This is a genomic window from Pseudoalteromonas sp. T1lg76, from assembly GCF_002964725.1.
In the GTDB taxonomy this organism is placed as follows: domain Bacteria; phylum Pseudomonadota; class Gammaproteobacteria; order Enterobacterales; family Alteromonadaceae; genus Pseudoalteromonas.
In genome coordinates this window covers 1-16,682 of record NZ_PQCE01000021.1, presented here as the reverse complement: position 1 = coordinate 16,682, position 16,682 = coordinate 1, and the positions used below count along the sequence as shown (strand labels likewise).

Here is a 16,682-nt window from a genome sequence, read left to right as displayed (position 1 = left end):
CATAGAATGACTATGCAGCATAACGAGCGTCGTGATCAGAATGCGTTTAGATTGAACATAAAGTAAACCGCAAAGATAAACAGACCCTATCAACCGGGATCAGGGGAAGCGCGTGCATTCACATCATCACCACCATAATCACCATGATATAGCTTCGGAGCGCATCGGCTGGGCTTTCTTTTTAAACCTCGGCTTTACCCTGATAGAGTTTATTGGCGGCTGGCTTACCAACAGTACGGCTATTATGGCCGATGCGGTGCATGATTTAGGTGATAGCCTCGCCATCGGCAGTGCCTGGGTGTTGAATAAGCTTAGTAACAAGCATGCCAATGCCCGCTTTACTTATGGTTATCGGCGTTTAAGCCTGCTGGGTGCCTTGTTGAATTCTCTGGTGCTTGTGGTCGGCTCGACCTGGGTCTTGGTGCTTGCCGTACCGCGGCTTTTCGACCCGGTTATGCCCATGACCGAGGGCATGCTGCTGTTGGCGGTGCTTGGTATATCTGTTAACGGTTACGCGGCGCTCAAACTGAGTAAGGGTAAGTCGTTGAATGAAAAGGTGCTTAACTGGCATCTGTTAGAAGATGTGCTTGGCTGGGTGGCGGTACTGCTGGTGGCCATAGTACTGATGTTTGTGGACTGGCCGATACTCGACCCCATTTTATCCATACTCTTTACCCTTTTTATTCTTGTTAATGTGGTACGTAATCTGCGCCAAACACTGAGGTTATTTTTGCAGGGAACGCCGGATCAGCAAACTCAGCGCAGGTTGGCGGCGCTCTTAGTGGAGCCGCAAGAGATCAGCACAGCTCATCATGTGCATTACTGGTCTTTGGATGGCGAGCACCATGTTCTGACCGCCCATTTATGTTTGCGTGAGCACCTTGATGCTGTTGAAGTGATGGATTTAAAGCTGCGTTTAGCGCACCTGCTTGCCGACTTCGAACTGGCTCATACCACCTTGGAATTTGAATACCCCGAGGAGCAATGTCGGGATCATAAAGGCGAATAAGCATGGGGGCGCAAAGCCCCTTTGCTTATTCGCTTTCGCTTGAGACGGCTTTTTCGCTGCGCAAACTGGCAAGCAGAATATAAATGGCGCTAAAGGCCAAAGTAATAAACAAATAGGTAAAGAAGCCGTGTTGGTGAGCCATAAAGGGCTCGGCAAATAAGGGCCCAAGTACAGAGCCGACAGAGTAGCTCAGCAGCATAACCTGGGCGGCGCTTATCATATAGCGCTCTTGCAATTGCTGACAGCCTAGGTCGATAGCTATGGGGTACAGGGCAAAACTTGCTGCACCCAGTAATAAAACCGCCAAAGCCAGCACCTTTAAACTTTCGGAGGTGAGAGACAGAGCCAGCGCCAGTACTCCAAGCAGGTTAAATGCCACCATCAACATGCTTGGTGCCAGGTATTTATTGAGCAAGGTGATCAGCGGCTGTACCGCCATCCCACCTAAGATCACCAGCGCCATCAGGGTTCCTATATCTTGCTCGGCGATGCCACGTGCCGCCAACGCCAAGGGCATAAGGCCATAGATGGCGCTCAGAGCCAAACCAGAGATCAGGCAGCCAAACAGGGCACTGTGATTGAGTTTTAATATCTGTTTTAGCTCCAGGCGGGCACTGTGATGATGGTTTGGAGCCTGATTAGGCAACAAGACCATAACCAAAAATGCCGCCACCATCACCAGGGTAATGCTGATAAAGGGCGCCACTCCCGAGGTGCCGAAGAGATTAATCCCCAACTGACCAAAAGCCGTGCCACCATACAAGGCCACCATATACAGGCTAAGACGTTTAGCCCTGGTACTTGGCTCGCCAGCCATTAACCAGGATTCCACCACCACAAAAATTCCCGCCACGGCAAAGCCGGCCAGCAGTCGCAACGCAAGCCAAAACCAGGCCTGAGGATAGAGGGGCAGGGCGATTGCGGTCAGGGTAAAAAGGGCCAAACAGACCAGGTAAGTAGGGCGAAATCCCAGACGTTTAAGCACCGGCTCTATGCCCAAAGTACCCGCCAGCAGGCCGATATAAAAACTACTGGCAAGCCAGCTTGCTAGGGCATCGTCAAACGCAAATTGGGCCAAGGAAAGCGGCAATAAACTCATTAAATAGCCGGCGGCGATAGCGTATAAGGTCAAAGCCAAAATCGGCGCAAAGATACCTGGAGTGCCAGCTTGAGATTCGGGAAGCACGGTACGGGAGTCCTAAAAGTAATGATATGTGGTCGATTAAGCGACCGGCGACTATGCGCAAGCTGTCCACAAATGTAAAACAAGCATTTTTGTCCGTGTCGATAATGAAAATTGATGCTGCAGTGGCCCAGTGAATTGGCACAGGGGATTGGGGATTATAAATAGAAAAATGGCCCAGTTAAGGGCCATTGCTTAGGAGTCACAACACAGAGATTAATATTTGTCGTCTAGGTGTTCACAGCGACCAAATTCGGCACCGCCTTTAACTGCTTCTATAACTTGTTTAGGGAAGCTTAGTTCTTGGTTTACACCGCCTTGACATACAAAGGCTTTGTTGGCGTCAATCTCAATGGTGATTGGCGTAGAAGCTCCAACCAGACCAGCCATCATTTCTGAGCCATTGGCGCTGACACCAAAGATACCGTTAGTCATCAAGTTCTTAGCTTCAATCACACCTTGCTTAGCGAAGAACTCTTCACCCGTCATCCAGCCAATACCTTCTAGATAGATGGTTGAACCCGCTGGCATACCACCGATTAGAGTACGACCTGTGATAAGCGATAAATCGTCGTTGGCATCCATTACCATCATCAAAGGCAGGCCTGAATTTGCGGCAATGTCTTCATGGGTTAGGTTGAATGGCGATGCACACATGTTCATACCGAAGTTAACAAAAGGTACATCGTCACACCAACGCAGGCCACCTAGTTCGGTGATTTCGTCGGTACCGGCATGCCATACTTTCACACCCTGACCGAAGGCTCTGCGACCAAAGCCACGTTGTGAACCGAAGGCGATGCGCTCACCATCTTGAGAAATAACCGAGGCATTGAGGGCTCCAAAGTCTTTAAACAAATCGCGTAATTTGCCATCGACCCAAGCCAGTTGCGAATTGTTATTGTTGCCCGAACCGGTAATGGTTTTACCATTGCCAGACACTTTGTCGGCGCGAACCCAGGCTTCTGTGCGCTCACCGTTGATAAGCACCTCGTAACTATTGTTCCATCTGCTAGGGATAAACTCTAAGCCATCCGTAAGCAGGGTTGCTTTACCTGTTTTGGTATCCCAAATCGTGGGCACACCGTATGACTGAGAAGCCTCGCCAGGCGCACACTCATTGCCGCCGGCAGTCGGTTTACGTGAATTACCCACTACAATGTGACCTGTGTCATCCATATCCCAAATAGCATGAGAGCTCACGCTTGTCTGGCTGCCTAGGGCACAGGTGTTGTTGCTCGGGTCTTCTAACTCGGTTAATTGATTCGAACGAAGGTCCCAAATCGCACCTTGAGCAATGCCGTTGCCATCCATATCGGCCAGCACTGCGGCTTTTGTTGCCGTTTTATTCATTGCTGCATTGGTTGCTTTCAATGGGGCAAAGCCTTCGGGGGTGACCACTGTCTCAAAAGAGTTTTGCACGCTGTCATAGATAAAAGGAATGCCCGTTAGGGTCGTGCCCAGTGCCTTCTTACCATTCTTCGAGTGATCAACGACAAACGCAGAAATAAGTGGCGTGTATTGAATGCCGCTGTGATAACCATTGAAGTACATTTCTACTTCTTTGGTCTCACCGCCAGACACTATGATTTCAGTCATATCACAGGCTTGATCTAGCGCTGGAGACGTACCTTCATTCTCATTCCAGTATTCATTCTCTGAGATGATGCTCGTTGGTGTAGTTGGGTAACCACCGGCAATAATGGGATCCATATACAGAGCGTAGCGACCGCCAGGGGTCAGACCGCTGATAGTGAAAGAGCCATCAGGACCCACTAGGCCTTGGGTCAGGTTACCACTTTGCTGGGTGATCACGTCGTACAGCGGGTTGTCCAGGTTACGCGCAATCATGTTCATACCCGAGTATTCAACACCTTCTTTGGTGTATAACTTACCCTTAATGGTGCCGAACTTGGATTTATAATCGGCCGTGGGGTAAAGGTCGGAAATATTGACGATATCATCACGGACATTGACCGTGCCTTGCTCTAGACCTTCAACTCCGCGTACGTTAATGAAGGGGTACATGGTTTCGATGCTGTCGGTTGGCGCTTGACCACGGTTAGTGTATGTCGTTGTGCCTGGACAACCGGCGACACCGTCATGGAGCGGGAACCAGGGTTTGGCAACATAGGTTAAATGGCCATTAGCTTGAGAGTGTGACATGTTCATGGCATGACCAAACTCATGGGTAAATACGCCCTGTACCATCTTGCCGTCGGTATCATTGATATCAATATACCAGCCATTCATCAGCGCCGTTGCCTCGAGGATCTCACCGGTTTCTTCGTCGGCAATCTCTGGGAAAGCGATACCCAAAACCTGGTCTCGAGAAATACCAAAGTAGTTTTCTAAAATAGCGCCATCGGTGTCATAGTTGACCCAAAAGCCGTAGCCATTTTCAGCGCTGTAGATCTGATCTACGTTGCTTGCATTTACATCGCTAATACCCGTTTGGCTCTCAATTGTTCCCGCTATGGCCATTGACAAGGTTGAGGTTTCAACGTTGGACCATTGGGCGACCGCATCGGCGGTGACGGCATTGGCCTGGGCGATTGTGAGGAAAGTATAATCGCGATCTAGCGGGACGTTTTTTTCTAGCACTGTACCATCGGGTAAGGTGATATCTACGTTGAAGGTGGTGCCTTTTTCAAGCACGGTAAAGCTCTCAACATCGTTACCATCTTTGTCTTTAATTAACTTGCCACCATCTGTCCATACCGGGATTGTGCCTTTCGAGGTATCCCATTTATATGGCTGCATGGTTTTTTCATGAACATAAAGCGGGCCGCCTGCAATTGAACCCATAGAGATGGTAGCTAGGGCAATGCCTGCTGCAATTTTTGAAAATTTCATTACTGCTGTACTCCTGCAAGTCGACCAACTAGGCCCATAAAGGTGTCTGCGTCTAACGCACCTGGGGTTGTTATTAGGTTGCGTTCTTCATCGGTAAATTTGGATGTGTCCATATCTTCAAACAGGCCGCTGTTAGCGAACTGATTAACGGCTTTGCCGTTAGTGATCACAAACTTACCTTGTGCCATACCTGCGGTGGTTTGGAAGCCGGTGATAGAAGCCGGTTTGTACATAAAGGCAATGACGGTTTCGCCTTCATGCCATTTTGCAAAGCCCTCAGGCGTCACACCCAGGTAGACCTTGCCATTGCCCAAAGAGCGAGGCTTGATCAGGCCAAATTGGCGGAAGGTGTAGGTTGAGTCTTCTTTCAGCTTACCCTTGGCATCGCTGTCCACAGCAATGGTGATTTCGGTGTAGGGGCGCTTGTTGTCGAAGCCATCGGTTACTTTAATAACCTCACCGGCAATGATGTTTTGCGAAGCCATGGTGAGCTCCTGCAAGTTTTGCTTTTTAAGCTTCATTGCATTAGCTGACGTAGCAAGTGATAAACCTGCAGCGACAGTCAATGCGATTGAAGCCTTTTTAAGTAATGATTTAGTTTTCATTGGACACTCTCCATTGATGAATCTGTAGTAATCATCGAGCTGTTAATAACATGTTTCTGCGGTGAACATTTATTGAACATTGCGGGTGAGTATTCAATGCAATTTATGTACACTTTTGTACAGGTGTATCCAGTTGAACCGTCCCTGAGGTAATTCGGTTTTTGCTTTTAATTAGTTTAAATATCAATTGCTTGAGTTTATTTTTGCCCTAGTTTCTAGGCCTGCCCATCACTGCCCCTCCATCTTGCTTTGAGATTTTTTAAGTATATGATTTTGTTAGTTTAATCTTTGCTATTAAGTGGGATTCTTGGAGGAAAGGGTTTTAATAATCAATGGTTATGATTAAGTGGGTTTATATAATTATTTTTGTATATTTATGCAGTCAATCAAGATAAAAAGTAGTTCTAAAAGCCCTGTATGGGATATAAAAATGGCCCAGTTAAGGGCCATTACTTGGGTCACAACATAAAGATTAATAGGTGTCGTCTAGGTGCTCGCAGCGACCGAATTCAGCACCATTTTTTACTGCGGCCATAACCTGTTTAGGGAAGCTCAGCTCCTGGTTTACGCCGTCTTTACAGACGAATGCTTTGTTGGCATCGATCTCAATACTGATCGCTGCACCAGCTAAGTTAGCCATCATTTCTGAGCCATTGGCGCTCATAGCAAACCAGTTATCAGTTAACAGGTTTTTAGCTTCAACAACGCCTTGACGACCGAAGAACTCAGCAGCTGTCATCCAGCCAAGACCGTCCATGTAAATTGCACTACCGCCATTGTAACGTGCAGTAATGAGTGACAAGTCTTCATTTGCATCAAGAGGGATCATGCTTGGTACACCGACAACAGACGATATGTATTCATGATCCAAGTTATACGGTGCTTCACAGTAGTTAACGAATCGCTGGATGTAAGGAATGTCATCACACCAACGCATGCTGCCTAGCGCTTCAAGCTCATCTGTTTGAGTATTCCAAACTTTGATGCCGTCATACTTGCGGTCGCGGCCTTCACCAACAAGGGTATTAAACGCAATTTTTCCGCCATCTTGGCTAATTACGGCAATATCGCGGGCGCCAAACTTACTATTGATGTCATGAAGTTCGCCATCAATCCAAGCCACTAGACCTTGGCTGTTGCCTGTACCAGTAATGACTTTACCATTACCTGACATACGATCGGCACGCATCCATACTTCTCTACGCTCACCATTTACGAGTACATCAATACGAGAGCCGTAAAGCGAAGGCACATATTCAAGACCACCTAGCTCAGTCGCTTTGCCAGTCGTAGTGTCCCATACCGTTGGCACAGCATATGAGCGAGCACCTTCACCTTCGGCACATTCTTGGCCACCAGATGTTGGTTTGCGGTAAGTACCGACAACAAGTTTACCTTCATCGTCTATATCCCAAATTGACTGAGAGCTCACACCTTGTTGGCTGCCCAGTGTACAGGTGTTATTTGAAGGGTCTTCCAGTTCCATAAGCTTGTTAGAGCGAATATCCCAAACCGCACCTTGGCCAATGCCATCACCATCTAGGTCAGCAATAACAGCCGCTTTTGTAGCTGTTTTGTTCATTGCTGCGGTGGTTGAGCTAAGTAGTGCTGAACCATCCGGAGCGATCATTGTAGAAAAAGAGTTTTGCACGCTGTCGTACATGAACGGAACACCGCCTGGTGTTGAACCGAGCGCTTTTTTACCGTTTTTCGAATGCTCTGTGACAAATGCAGAAACTAATGGCGTGTATTGGATACCATTTTTGTAACCATTGAAATGCATTTCGATTTCTTTGGTTTCACCGCCGGCAACAACGATTTCAGTCATGTCACAGGCATTATCCATTGCCGGTGATGAACTCTCGTTGCTATTCCAGAATTCAGACTCAGAAATAAGCGCGGATGGGGTGGTTGGGTAACCCCCGGCTCGGATTGGCTCCATGTATAACGCATAACGACCACCGGGTGTTAAGCCATTGATGGTGAATGAGCCATCGGGACCGATACGACCTTGTGTCATATTACCCGTTTGTTGAGTGATCACATCGTACATGGGGTTATCCAGGTTACGGGCGATCATGTTCATACCCGAATACTCAACCCCTTCTTTGGTAAACAGTTTACCCTTGATGGTACCGTACTTGGTTTTGTAATCCGCAGTTGGGTAGAGGTCGGAAATATTCACGATATCATCACGTACATTGACAGTGCCTTGCTCCATGCCTTCTGTGCCGCGCACGTTGATAAAGGGGAACATGGTTTCGATGCCATCGGCCGGTGCCTGGCCTCGACCCGTGTATTGGTTAGTTGTGCTACAGCCGGGCACGCCGTCGTATTGAGGGCTCCAAGGGGAAGCTATATAGGTAAAATGGCCGTTTGCTTGTGAGTGAGACATATTCATAGCGTGACCGAACTCATGGGTAAATACGCCCTGAACCATCTTGCCCTCGGTGTCCTTGATATCTATGTACCAACCGTTCATAAGCGCCGTTGCCTCGGTGATTTCACCGGTTTCTTCATCGGCCCATTCAGGGAAGGCAATGCCCAGCACCTGGTTACGAGGGATGCCAAAATACTCTTCCAGAATTGCGCCATCACTGTCGTAGTTAACCCAGAAGCCATAACCATTTTCCGCCCCATAGATTTGGTCTACATTAGATGCATTAACGTCACTGATGCCGGTTTGGCTTTCAATGGTGCCAGCAACGGCCATGTCCAAGGTTGATGTGTCAACATTCGACCACTGCGCAACGGCATCGGCGGTTACGGCGTTAGCTTGAGCAATCGTCAGGAAGGTGTAATCGCGTTCTAGGGGGATGTTTTTAGGTAACACCTCACCATCGGGTAAGGTGATATCAACGTTGAACTTAGTGCCTTTCTCTAAAATGGTGAAGGCTTGAACATCGTTACCATCTTTGTCTTTAATGAGTTGGCCACCGTCGGTCCATACAGGGATGGTTCCGTTTGCGGTATTCCACTTGTACGGCTGCATGGTTTTTTCGTGGATATAAAGAGGGCCGCCGGCGAATGCTCCTGCAGACAGTGTGGCTAAAGCGATGCCTGCTGCTAGTTTTGAAAATTTCATTATTGCTGTCCTCCCGCTAATTTACCGACCAAATTCATAAAGGCATCCACTTTCACAGCGCCAGGATTAGTGAGCATATTGCGCTCTTCATCTGAAAATTTTGATGTATCCATGTCGTCAAATAAGCCCGTGTTCGCAAATTGGTTTAGGACTTTGCCATCGCGTACAACAAACTTACCTTGTGCCATGCCGGCGGTCGTTTGGAAGCCGGTAATAGCGGCCGGTTTGTACATAAAGGCAATCACGTTTTCACCTTCGTTCCATTTGGCGAAACCGTCCGGTGTAACGCCTAAATACACCTTGCCGTTGCCCATTGAACGTGGCTTTAGCAAGCCAAACTGGCGAAAAGTGTAGGTTGAATCGTCTTTTAGTTTGCCTTTGGCATCACTGTTGACTGCAATGGTGACCTCGGTATAAGGGCGTTTGTTATCGAAGCCATCGGTGACCTTAATGACTTCGCCGGCGATGATGTTTTGTGAAGCGGAAGTGAGTTCTTCTAGATTTTGTTGCTTCAGCTTCATGGCATTGGCTGAGGTAGCCAGGGAAAACCCTGCAGCTACCGTTAGCGCAATTGAAGCCTTCTTGAGCATGGATTTGGCTCTCATTAGAAATTCTCCGTTGATGATTTTATTTTTATTTACTGACTATTAACACTCAGCTCTCTCTAAGGTTTTATAAATCGAATTGTTATTCAATTGATTATTTGTGCAATTTTGTATCAGAGGTTTTTTTAGAGTCTTCCTGATTAATGATGATGTTGTTTTTATTTTTTATAAGTCGTTGATTTGAATGCTATTGTTGTTTTGTTTTGTGCATCAGAAGAGTTTTGTTTACTTTTTAAATTAGAGTTTTAATTCAAATTTCACGACATTGGAGCTGATTAAATTACCTGAATGCTTATTCATTTTTATGGGTTAGATATTCTTTAATCTTTGTTATTTTTATTCTCATATTCTTTGTCGGTATAAATGTACCTAAAATGGCTTGTTGGGTTGCAATGTGAAGGGATTGTTTTTCGGGTGATAAATGAACTGTTGTTAATTTTTTGTTTTGGCTGGTGGGCCATGTACACAACTAGATGTGTATCATCATTTTTGGCCCGGACCGTAAATGCGGTTTGTGTTAATTGTCCTGTTAGGGATCCTGCAGACACAGAACACAGCGAGGGGGAATTACTTTTAGAAACTAGGATGCTATCTTGGTTCGCTGGGTATCAATGAAAAACTTTGGCGGCTTCTGTTGTTGTTTGCATCTGCAATCACAAACTCGCTGAACAAAAAATGGGACCCGACAGAGCGAGTCCCAATTGAGATATCAGACTAACAAGAAAAGCACATTGTTAGATTCTGACAAGTTACTAAATCATTCCACAGCGTCCTATTTTAGCACCATTGGCGACCGCTTCTCTTAGTCCACCAGGGAACCCGGTTAATATCGAATCACCATTGTCACATACATAAACTTGGCTCAAATCCATATACCAAGACATCCCGCCGGCAACACCCAGCATTTTGCTACCGTCACCACTTAGGGCAATCGGATTACTCATCGACAATTTACCGAGTTCTGCTGCACCTTGCTCACGCAAGAAGCGGCTTAGCTCAAGCCAGCCAATACCTTCGACCCACAGGGCGCCATAATAGCCAAATCGGCTACCACCGGCTCGGCCAATTGCGACTCTGCCGTCATCGCTCAAATCGCTAACCGTCATAGGCACGGCACCGTAAGAGGCTGTGATCTCATCTGGTGAAAGCTCCTTACACAAATTCCAAGAGTAGAAGATGTATTGAATATCCTCACACCAAGGCAGTGAGCCGATGTTGGTTACCGCATCTTCGCTTAGTCCTTTACGTGAATCCCATAATTGAACACCGTAATTGCTGGTCAGCGCAACGCGGCTGCCGTCGAAGTTTGAGACCTTAGCTTGCTTTGCATTGAACGCGGTGGTGAGGTCGAGCATAGGACCGTCATCAACCCAGGCAACGGCCTGATTGTAATTCACCTGACCGAGCGCCACTTTACCGTTACCAGATAAGCCGTGAGCAAACGCGTACAAAGTTCGGTTCCAATTCACACCGCTGGTATCCAGTTCGCGGATACCGCCTTTTTCATCCCAGATAAAGGGTTTCATTTCGCCGGAGAAGTACTCTTGGCAGTTGCCATTGCCGTTTAAGTCTTGGTATGCCATACCGACAACGGTAGAACCTGAATCGTCCATGGCTGAACCAAGGGCGCTGATTTTTACCCCGGCGAAACTGGTGGAGACGTTACATTGGCTTTGTCCGAGATAGCCAACCGAACGCGCTTCATTCCCTGACCAAACGGTGGGCTCCATAATGCCGTTGCCATCCTGATCGTGTTGCACCAAAACATGTTTACCGTTGCGGCTTAGGTATGATTCAGCACCCACATAGCGGCTGGGTAAAATTTCAAAACCGTTATTGGCATCCCACATCACCGCACTGAGACCGGCAGTACCAACTGCCTTGCGGCCATTTTTCGACAAATCGCTAAAAGTCACTGAGGATAGGGGAGTTACCTGCACCCCTTTCATGTATCCATTGAAAGTGAAATCCGCTTCTTTGGTAACACCTGCTTCGGCGATAATAGCCGTTTGGTCGCAGACTTCATCGATCAGGGGATCGCTACTTTCGTTTTCGTTCCAATATTCTGCCGTTGAAAGTAAAGGTTGAGGTGTTGTTGGGAAGCCACCGGCAACGATTGGCTCTACATACAACACGTATTGCTCACCCGGCGTCAGATTTCGAATCGTGTATCGCCCATCCGGACCGACTTTGCCCTGTGTGGCAGAGCCTGACATGTCTGACACCGCATCGAATAGCGGGTTGTTGACGTTGCGTGCGACCACATTGATCCCGCTGTACTCAGTTCTGCCATCTTTAAGGCGTAACACGCCGGTTATGGCCCCGCGGGAATTAGCATAGTGAGCACTTGGGTACAGGTTTGATATCGCCGCAACATCATCGGGATGTTCGATGCTACTCTGATTAACTGCACCTGCCTTGTAGTGATCAATGTACGGGTACATGGTTTCGATCATCGCTGGATTGCCGCCAGCGATAGGGTTCACACCACAGCCAGGCACGCCTGGGTACAGCTTGTTTGCCGCTGAACTTAGATAGGCTAGTTGGCCATTTACTTGAGTGTGGGAAAGGTTGATAGCATGACCAAACTCATGCGTGAATACGCCCGCAATTTTGCTGCCATCGTCATTAGGAGCCACTGCCCAGCCATTCATTATTGCTGTTGCTTCTAAAATCTCACCGGTTTCTTCGTTGGCCCATTCAGGAAATGCCATACCTAAAACAGATTGTTTCGGTACCCCAAACACGTCTTCTACAACCGAGCCATCCGTGTCATAGATTACCCAAAAACCATAGCCATTTTCGGCGCCATAGACCTCATTTGCATTTGCGGCAGTGATATCAGATATCCCAGTTTTGCTTGCAATGGTGCCTGCAACGGCCATGTCTAATGTCGCGGTTTCTACGTTTGACCACTGGGCAATGGCATTGGCCGTAATTTCGTTCGCTCGCTCAACCGTTAATAAGGTGTAGTCGCGATCGAGTACGGTGTTTTTAGGGATCACAGTGCCATCTGGCAAGGTGATGTTGAGGTTGTACTTGGTGCCCTTTTTTAGCACGGTAAACGATTCAACCTGGTTACCATCCTTATCTTGAACCAGCATACCGCCATCGGTCCAAACTGGGATTGCGCCTTTACTCGTATCCCATTTGTAGGGCTGCATGGTTTTATCGTGAATATAGAGCGGACCAGCCGCCAAAGCACCAGCAGAAAGAGTGGCTAGTGCGATACCAGCAGCAAGTTTAGAGAATTTCATTGTTGTTGTACTCCCGCAAGTTTACCGACAAGGTTCATAAACACATCAATCTTCACTGCTTCTGGATTAGTAAGCATGTTGCGCTCTTCGTCAGAGAAGCTTGCAGTGTCCATGCCTTCAAACAGGCCTGAGTTAGCGAATTGGTTAATTACCTTGCCATCGCGGACAACAAACTTACCTTGTGCCATGCCAGCAGTAGTTTGGAAACCGGTGATAGAGGCTGGCTTGTACATAAAGGCGATGACGTTTTCGCCCTCATTCCATTTAGCGAAGCCGTCAGGTGTGACACCCAAATAAACCTTACCATTGCCCATAGAACGCGGCTTCAGTAGGCCAAACTGACGGAAAGTGTAGGTTGATTCTTCTTTTAATTTGCCTTTTGCATCGCTGCTGACGTTGATGGTGACTTCAGTGTAAGGACGCTTGTTATCGAAGCCATCGGTGACTTTAATTACTTCGCCGGCAATGATGTTTTGTGAAGCAGCAGTGAGTTCTAGTAAGATTTGTTGCTTTAACTTCATGGCGTTGGCTGAAGTAGCAAGTGATAAACCTGCAGCAACCGTCAGCACAACCGAAGCCTTCCTAAGCATAGATGTAGCTTTCATTAGACCTTCTCCGTTGATGGTTTTTATTATTCACCGAGATTTTTATTATATTCACGGCGGCTTTTAGTTATTTAATAATCAGCGGATGTGGTCAATTTATTATATGTACCATTTTGTATTGAAAGTGTACTAAGTTGTTTTTGCGGATTTGAAATCGTGAAAATTTCTAACCTGATGTATTGGTGTTAGTTTTTATGGGTCGTTGAGTTTTTGATAGAGGTTTTTAAATGTTTTTATAATTACTTTTTTTTGTTTGTTTTTTTAATTTCTAACCCTCTTTTTCTTTAATATATTTTTCTGTTTTATGAAGGAATAAGTGAAGGTACTAGATTGGGAAGACAGCTTGTTGCCAAGTCGTAAGGCATAAAAAAGCCCCGCATAAAGCGAGGCCGGTTAAGACGTCTAAAGTCGGGCCTAAGGTTTACTCAATATTTTGAATTTGCTCACGCATCTGCTCAATTAACACCTTAAGCTCTACGGCGGCGTTGGTGACTTCGGTATTAATCGACTTGGACGCCAGGGTATTGGCCTCACGGTTAAACTCTTGCATCATAAAGTCCAAGCGTCGGCCACAGGCACCACCTTTTTTCAGGATCTTATGGGTTTCTTTTACATGCGATTTTAGGCGGTCGAGCTCTTCGGCGACATCTTGTTTTTGCGCCAGATAGATAAGTTCTTGCTCAAGACGACTTTCATCGATCTCGGCTTGCAGCTCTTCAAGCTTTTGCGATAGCTTTTCACGCTGCCATTTGATCACTTCCGGCATATGCGCTTCAACTATGGTCACTTGCTCAAGGATGGCGTCAAGGCGAGTGCTGATCATCTGCTCAAGGTTTTCGCCTTCGCTGCCACGGGCGGCTTTAAAGTCCTCAATGGCACCGTCTAAACCGGCAAGCAATTCGCTTTGCACAGTGTCCATATCCATTTCTTCTGCTTCCATCACACCGGGCCAGCGCAGGATATCAACCGGGTTAATGTCGCCTTTACTTTGTGCCTGTACCCATTGGGCACTCTTTACCAGCTGTGAGGCCAGTGACTCGTTGATGTTGAGCTCGCCCACATGGGCCGGGTTAGCGGCAAATTTTAGGAAAACTTCAACCTTACCCCTTTGCAGGTTCTTTCGCAGGCGTTCACGGATCACAGGCTCTAAACCACGAAATTGCTCAGGGGCGCGAATAAAAGTTTCCAAGTAACGTTGGTTTACGGAGCGAATTTCCCAAGTTCCGGTACCCCAGTCGCCTTTCACTTCTTGGCGAGCATACGCAGTCATGCTGTGGATCATGAATGATTTCCTAATTTTGAATAGCAGTATCGCTATGATTATACCTTAACAAAATGTGAGCTCTAGCAGAATTTTCCGGCAAAAATGGCCATTTTCATAAAAGTGCCGTGGCATAGCCGCGGGTGAACACATATAATGAACGAAATTTTTTATTGAAGGGGATAGTGAATGCGTCCTAGTGAAAGAACACCTAATCAAATTCGCCCAGTGACCTTTACTCGCCAATACACCATGCATGCCGAAGGTTCGGTATTGGTTGAGTTTGGTAATACCAAGGTTTTATGTACGGCGAGTGTTGAAGCGGGTGTACCGCGCTTTATGAAGGGTCAGGGTAAAGGCTGGGTTACCGCAGAATACGGCATGTTGCCGCGTTCTACCCATACTCGTAATAACCGTGAAGCGGCGCGTGGTAAACAAGGTGGACGTACCATGGAAATTCAACGCCTGATCGCGCGTGCCTTACGTGCGGCGGTTGATTTAAAAGCCCTGGGTGAAAACACTATCACCATAGATTGCGATGTTATTCAAGCCGATGGCGGCACCCGTACCGCGTCAATCAGCGGTGCATGTGTTGCACTTGTCGATGCGCTTACCTATATGCGCAGCAAGGGCATGATCAATACCAATCCCCTTAAACACATGATCGCTGCTATTTCAGTGGGTATCTACAATGGTGAGCCGATCAGTGACTTGGAATATTTAGAAGATTCTGCGGCTGAAACCGATATGAACGTGATTTTGACCGAAACCGGTAAAATCATTGAAGTTCAGGGCACTGCCGAGGGTGAACCTTTCTCATTCGATGAGCTTGAGCAAATGCTAAGCCTGGCGAAGCATTCTATTCGTGAAATCATCGATATCCAAAAGCAAACCTTGGCCTAACCCTTAACAGCTTGACGAGTAGAGTAATGAAAGAATATCAAAAGCAGTTTATTGAATTTGCATTAGCCAAACAGGTACTTAAGTTTGGTGAGTTCACCTTGAAGTCTGGGCGCACGAGTCCTTACTTTTTCAACGCCGGCTTATTTAACACGGGTAAAGACCTGGCCAAACTAGGTCGTTTTTATGCTGCAGCGCTGGAAGATGCAGGTATAGAGTACGACTTATTGTTCGGCCCGGCCTATAAAGGTATTCCAATTGCTACTACCACGGCGGTTGCTTTAGCGGATCATTACGATAAAGACGTACCTTATTGCTTTAACCGTAAAGAAAAGAAAGACCACGGTGAAGGCGGCAGTCTGGTAGGCTCAGAGCTTAAAGGTAAAGTCATGCTGGTGGACGATGTGATCACTGCTGGCACGGCGATTCGTGAGTCGATGGAAATCATTGCAGCCAACGGCGCGGATCTGTCAGGCGTTCTTATCGCCCTAGACCGTCAGGAAAAAGGCAAGGCTGAGTTATCGGCGATTCAAGAAGTAGAGCGCGACTTTAATACGCAGGTTGTCTCTATTGTTAAGTTAGCCGACCTTATTACCTATCTGGAACAGCAAGGTGATATGGACGAGCACCTGCAAGCGGTCAAAGCGTACCGTGACCAGTACGGTGTTGCCTAATATAGAGTAAAGAGCCCCTTCATTGGGGCTTTTTTATGGCTAAAGGAATGAGTAGTCGATGCAAGTAAATTCCAATAAACCCAATGGCCAAGGTATAGGACGATTATTTAAAGCCTTACGTTGTACTTATCTCGGTTTAAGCGCGGCAATAAAAGAAGAAGCTGCTTTTCGTCAAGAGCTGGCCCTGGCACTGCTCTTATTGCCCCTGTCTTTTATTATTGCAACCGACATTATGCATTGGCTGGCTTTAGTGGTTGTGCTGCTACTGGTTCTTATCGTCGAGTTGATCAATTCGGCGATTGAAGCGCTGACAGATAGAGTTTCTACCGATATGCATATACTATCCGGGCGAGCCAAGGATATGGGTTCTGCCGCAGTGACCTTATCTCTACTGATAGCCGCCTTGGTGTGGGGCGTGAGTCTTTATCAATATATAGCGGGTGTTTCATAAGCACAGATACAATTAAAACAGCGAAAAAGGCCATTAAAAGGATATTTAATGGCCTTTTTTAATGCCTTTTGTGTGTAATTTGCGCAAACGATCCGTTTTTCGCAATTTTCTTTAAAAAAGGGCTTGCGTCGAAATCGAATCTCCCTATAATGCGACCCCACTGAGACGGCAGGCAGCAACGCATAGCGAGG

At 47.0% G+C, this 16,682-nt stretch carries 12 protein-coding genes; 4 read left to right on the top strand and 8 right to left on the bottom strand.

Going from position 1 to position 16,682, the window contains the following annotated elements:
• Window positions 1-112: 112 nt before the first annotated feature.
• Complete coding sequence (locus C2M35_RS08615; protein ID WP_105265098.1) at window positions 113-1,009, top strand: cation diffusion facilitator family transporter; 897 nt, start codon at window positions 113-115, stop codon at window positions 1,007-1,009.
• A 25-nt stretch (window positions 1,010-1,034) separates the two neighbouring features.
• Here the strand turns inward: C2M35_RS08615 and C2M35_RS08610 are convergent, their stop codons facing one another.
• From C2M35_RS08610 to C2M35_RS08575, 8 genes are all read right to left on the bottom strand, one after another.
• On the bottom strand, window positions 1,035-2,195 hold the full coding sequence (locus C2M35_RS08610) for an MFS transporter (protein WP_234000041.1): 1,161 nt from the start codon (window positions 2,193-2,195) through the stop codon (window positions 1,035-1,037).
• 213 nt (window positions 2,196-2,408) lie between these two features.
• Window positions 2,409-5,048 carry a hypothetical protein gene (locus C2M35_RS08605; protein ID WP_105265097.1) on the bottom strand — a complete coding sequence of 880 codons (2,640 nt, stop codon included), beginning with the start codon at window positions 5,046-5,048 and terminating at the stop codon, window positions 2,409-2,411.
• Complete coding sequence (locus C2M35_RS08600) at window positions 5,048-5,653, bottom strand: hypothetical protein (protein WP_105200280.1); 606 nt, start codon at window positions 5,651-5,653, stop codon at window positions 5,048-5,050. The genes C2M35_RS08605 and C2M35_RS08600 overlap by 1 nt, the downstream gene beginning before the upstream one ends.
• A 472-nt stretch (window positions 5,654-6,125) precedes the next feature.
• Window positions 6,126-8,738 carry a hypothetical protein gene (locus tag C2M35_RS08595; protein WP_105265096.1) on the bottom strand — a complete coding sequence of 871 codons (2,613 nt, stop codon included), beginning with the start codon at window positions 8,736-8,738 and terminating at the stop codon, window positions 6,126-6,128.
• Window positions 8,738-9,343, bottom strand: a complete 606-nt coding sequence (locus tag C2M35_RS08590) for a hypothetical protein (RefSeq protein WP_233997935.1) — start codon at window positions 9,341-9,343, stop codon at window positions 8,738-8,740. The genes C2M35_RS08595 and C2M35_RS08590 overlap by 1 nt, the downstream gene beginning before the upstream one ends.
• 752 nt (window positions 9,344-10,095) lie before the next feature.
• Window positions 10,096-12,543, bottom strand: a complete 2,448-nt coding sequence (locus tag C2M35_RS08585; RefSeq protein ID WP_234000040.1) for a hypothetical protein — start codon at window positions 12,541-12,543, stop codon at window positions 10,096-10,098.
• Between the two features lie 53 nt (window positions 12,544-12,596).
• Window positions 12,597-13,205 (bottom strand): hypothetical protein, encoded by a 609-nt coding sequence (locus C2M35_RS08580; protein ID WP_105265094.1) that lies wholly within the window; start codon window positions 13,203-13,205, stop codon window positions 12,597-12,599.
• 421 nt (window positions 13,206-13,626) lie between these two features.
• Complete coding sequence (locus C2M35_RS08575) at window positions 13,627-14,487, bottom strand: YicC/YloC family endoribonuclease (protein ID WP_105200285.1); 861 nt, start codon at window positions 14,485-14,487, stop codon at window positions 13,627-13,629.
• A 168-nt stretch (window positions 14,488-14,655) separates the two neighbouring features.
• Between C2M35_RS08575 and rph the strand changes: the two genes are divergently transcribed.
• Genes rph through C2M35_RS08560 form a run of 3 tightly spaced genes read left to right on the top strand, consistent with a single transcriptional unit; the run spans window position 14,656 to window position 16,491 of the window.
• On the top strand, window positions 14,656-15,369 hold the full coding sequence (rph, locus tag C2M35_RS08570) for a ribonuclease PH (protein ID WP_105187768.1): 714 nt from the start codon (window positions 14,656-14,658) through the stop codon (window positions 15,367-15,369).
• Window positions 15,370-15,395: 26 nt separating this feature from the next.
• Window positions 15,396-16,040: an orotate phosphoribosyltransferase gene (pyrE, locus tag C2M35_RS08565; RefSeq protein WP_105187767.1), complete on the top strand. Its 645-nt coding sequence runs from the start codon at window positions 15,396-15,398 to the stop codon at window positions 16,038-16,040.
• Window positions 16,041-16,098: 58 nt separating this feature from the next.
• Window positions 16,099-16,491, top strand: coding sequence for a diacylglycerol kinase (locus C2M35_RS08560; RefSeq protein WP_105265093.1), 393 nt, complete (start codon window positions 16,099-16,101; stop codon window positions 16,489-16,491).
• Window positions 16,492-16,682: the final 191 nt, after the last annotated feature.

Bases quoted from the DNA above. Each gene is read 5' to 3' on its own strand.
- C2M35_RS08600 (WP_105200280.1), bottom strand. From the start codon at position 5,653: ATGAAAACTAAATCATTACTTAAAAAGGCTTCAATCGCATTGACTGTC.
- C2M35_RS08560 (WP_105265093.1), top strand. From the start codon at position 16,099: ATGCAAGTAAATTCCAATAAACCCAATGGCCAAGGTATAGGACGATTA.
- C2M35_RS08575 (WP_105200285.1), bottom strand. From the start codon at position 14,487: ATGATCCACAGCATGACTGCGTATGCTCGCCAAGAAGTGAAAGGCGAC.
- C2M35_RS08595 (WP_105265096.1), bottom strand. From the start codon at position 8,738: ATGAAATTTTCAAAACTAGCAGCAGGCATCGCTTTAGCCACACTGTCT.
- C2M35_RS08605 (WP_105265097.1), bottom strand. From the start codon at position 5,048: ATGAAATTTTCAAAAATTGCAGCAGGCATTGCCCTAGCTACCATCTCT.
- C2M35_RS08580 (WP_105265094.1), bottom strand. From the start codon at position 13,205: ATGAAAGCTACATCTATGCTTAGGAAGGCTTCGGTTGTGCTGACGGTT.
- pyrE (WP_105187767.1), top strand. From the start codon at position 15,396: ATGAAAGAATATCAAAAGCAGTTTATTGAATTTGCATTAGCCAAACAG.
- rph (WP_105187768.1), top strand. From the start codon at position 14,656: ATGCGTCCTAGTGAAAGAACACCTAATCAAATTCGCCCAGTGACCTTT.
- C2M35_RS08590 (WP_233997935.1), bottom strand. From the start codon at position 9,343: ATGAGAGCCAAATCCATGCTCAAGAAGGCTTCAATTGCGCTAACGGTA.